1 protein-coding gene is annotated in these 2,767 nt (G+C 55.3%); it reads right to left on the reverse strand.

What is annotated here, in order from left to right:
• Positions 1 to 2,767, reverse strand: a 2,767-nt coding sequence (locus BUE76_RS24195; protein ID WP_158069949.1) for a PAS domain-containing hybrid sensor histidine kinase/response regulator, incomplete at both ends; no start/stop codon positions are given.

The raw sequence follows: 2,767 nt of genomic DNA on the forward strand, positions 1-2,767 counted from the left end.
AGGGCAGCACATACCTGACCGAAACTTTTTACCACGCCACTCAGCATGGCCTGAAGCCTTCCCCTGTCGGGTTTGCTGCTGCGGGCTTCGGTTTCCATTTCTTTTAGTTGCTCCATCAGGGGCAGGGCGCCCAGCGAGCCTGCGCTGCCTTTCATTCGGTGCGACAATTCGAATACCGTGGCGATCTTATCTTCTTCCAGCGCCTGCGTCAGCTCACCAATGGTTTTTTTACCATTTTCCATAAAGGTGTCGATGATCTGTAGGGCAAAGTCGGGCTCGCCAAGGGCCTGCAGTTCGCTGAGGTCAAAAAGCCCCGGGGCAAGCTCTTCAATGGTGCTTTCGGTGTGGCCACCCTGTTGGGCACTGCCATTCAGCAGCCTGAAGATATTATCGTACAACTCGGATGCTTTAAAGGGCTTGGCCATATAGGCGTTCATACCCAGCGCCAGGCAGTGTTCTTTCTCGCTGCGCAGGGTGCTTGCCGACAGTGCCATAATGGGCAGGTCGAGGTCCAGTTCCTTGCGGATAGCGGTAGCGGCTTCAAATCCATTCATCACCGGCATCCGCAGGTCCAATATTACCAGGTGGTAATTGGGATCGGCAAGCAGGGTATCAACAGCCTGTTTGCCATCATTGGTCAGGGTTACCTGCAAGCCTGCTTTCTGCAGGTATTCGTTGATCACCATCCGGTTTACTTCATTGTCTTCGGCAACCAACACCCGCTTGCCGTTGTGAAGGTCCATGGGCACCAAGTCTTTTGCTTCGGTTTTGTCGACAAAGCCATCTTTCTCTACCTGGTAGGCGATCATCACGCGGAAGCTGGAGCCCAGCCCCAGGGTGCTTTCCACTTCAATGGTACCACCCTGCATTTCTACCAGTTGCTTGCTGATGGCCAGGCCAAGACCTGTACCGCCAAATTCAATTCCTACTTCGCGGCTGGCCTGTGCAAAGCTGTTGAACACTTCATGTCTTGCTTCGGCGCTCATGCCTATACCCGTATCGGTAACGGTAAAAAGTAACCGCCTTTTGCCATCGGCCTCACCAGCGGGATGCACGGTAAGGATCACGGAGCCTTCACGGGTAAACTTCACGGCATTGCCCAGCAGGTTGATGAGCACCTGCGACAAGCGGCCGGCATCGCCTTTAACCATCACCGGAACATCGGGATCTACCTGCAACTGGTAGTTGAGGTTTTTCTGGCTGGCCCGCAGTTGCAGCATCTCAAATGCCGATATCAGCACATGGTGCAGGTTGAAGGGCGCATTTTCAATTGCGAACTTGCCCGCCTTTATTTTGGAGATATCCAGTACATCGTTGATGATGGTGAGCAGTCCCTGCGAAGAGTTCTGGATCACCTGCAGGTACTCGCGTTGCCGCTGCGTGAGCATGGTGCCACCCATCAGGTCGGCCATACCCACCACGCCGTTGAGCGGGGTGCGGATCTCATGACTCATATTGGCCAGGAACTGTTCCTGCAGCTGTTCGCTCTTTTCGGCGGTAATACGGGCCGCAATCAGTTCGTTGCGTTGGTTTACCCGGTCGGTTATATCAATGGTAGCGGCAATGAGGCGCGAGGGCTGGCTGTTTTTCCAGATGATACGGGCCTTGGTTTCAAAATGGCGGGTTTCGCCGGTGGTGCGCACCTGGCGCCATTCGGCTTCCAGCAGTTTGCCGTGCGGAAGGGCCTGCATCAGCAGGTCCTGCAGGCGTTCGCGGTCTTCGGGGTGTACCTGTTTGATCCAAACACGCCAGTCGGGGTTCGGGATGGCTTCAATACCCAACATCAGCTTCAGTTGGGTGTCGCCCTGAACGGTACCGGTGCGCAGGTCGGCATCGAGGATGCCCAGGTGCAGGGTTTCGGCGGCCAGCTCAAAACGGGTAATCAGCTCTTCGCGGATGGCATCGGCCTGCCTTTCCGTAGTAACATCGAGGCTGGTGCCCAGGCAACGCACCACCACGCCATCGGGGTTGCAGAAAGTGATGGCTTTCTGGTGAAGGGTCTTCACCTTTCCGCTGGCAGGCTGCATGCGGTACTCCATTTCGAAAGTGGGGTCGGCCTGCTCCACAGCCTGCTGGAAATTGCGCACGGTGGCATCTACGTCATCGGGATGTACCAGGCTGCGCCATATTTCAAAGTTCACCGGGGTAGTGTTGGGCAACTCCGCCAGCTCGTACATATTATCATTCCAAAGCAGGGTACCTTTTTCCAGGTCAAAATCCCAGATGCCCAGGTTGGTGGCATTGGCGGCCAGCTTAAAGCGGGTGAGCAGTTCCAGGCGTTCGGCTTCAGCGGCTTTTCGCTGCGAAATATCCACTATGGATGCCAGCACCAATTTTTCTCCTTCCATTTCCATGGGGCTCAGGCCTACCTCAACGGGCACTTCCACACCACTCTTGGTGGCTGCATACAATTCGCCACCTTCACCCAGGGTGCGGTGAGTCGGCTCTTCCTGGTACTGCTTTCGGCGCTGATCATGGTTGCCAGCCCACCGGGCTGGTATAAGGCGGTCCACGGATGAATTTTTAAGTTCTTCCTCGCTGTAGCCAAACAGGTGCTCGGCCTGCTGGTTCGACAAAACGATCTGCCCACTGGTATTTACCAGCAACAGCGCATTGGGCGAAGCATTTACTACCTGCCGGAAGGTCGCCTCTGCTTTTTTCAATTGCGTAATGTCTATTACTCCACCTACAGCATCTACGGTATTGCCGTCAGCGTCTTTGTTTTTAACGGCTTTCTGGTACAGGTGCTTGGTATGGCCGGCGGGGG

The organism is Cnuella takakiae (assembly GCF_001953305.1).
Taxonomy (GTDB): Bacteria; Bacteroidota; Bacteroidia; order Chitinophagales; family Chitinophagaceae; genus Flavisolibacter; species Flavisolibacter takakiae.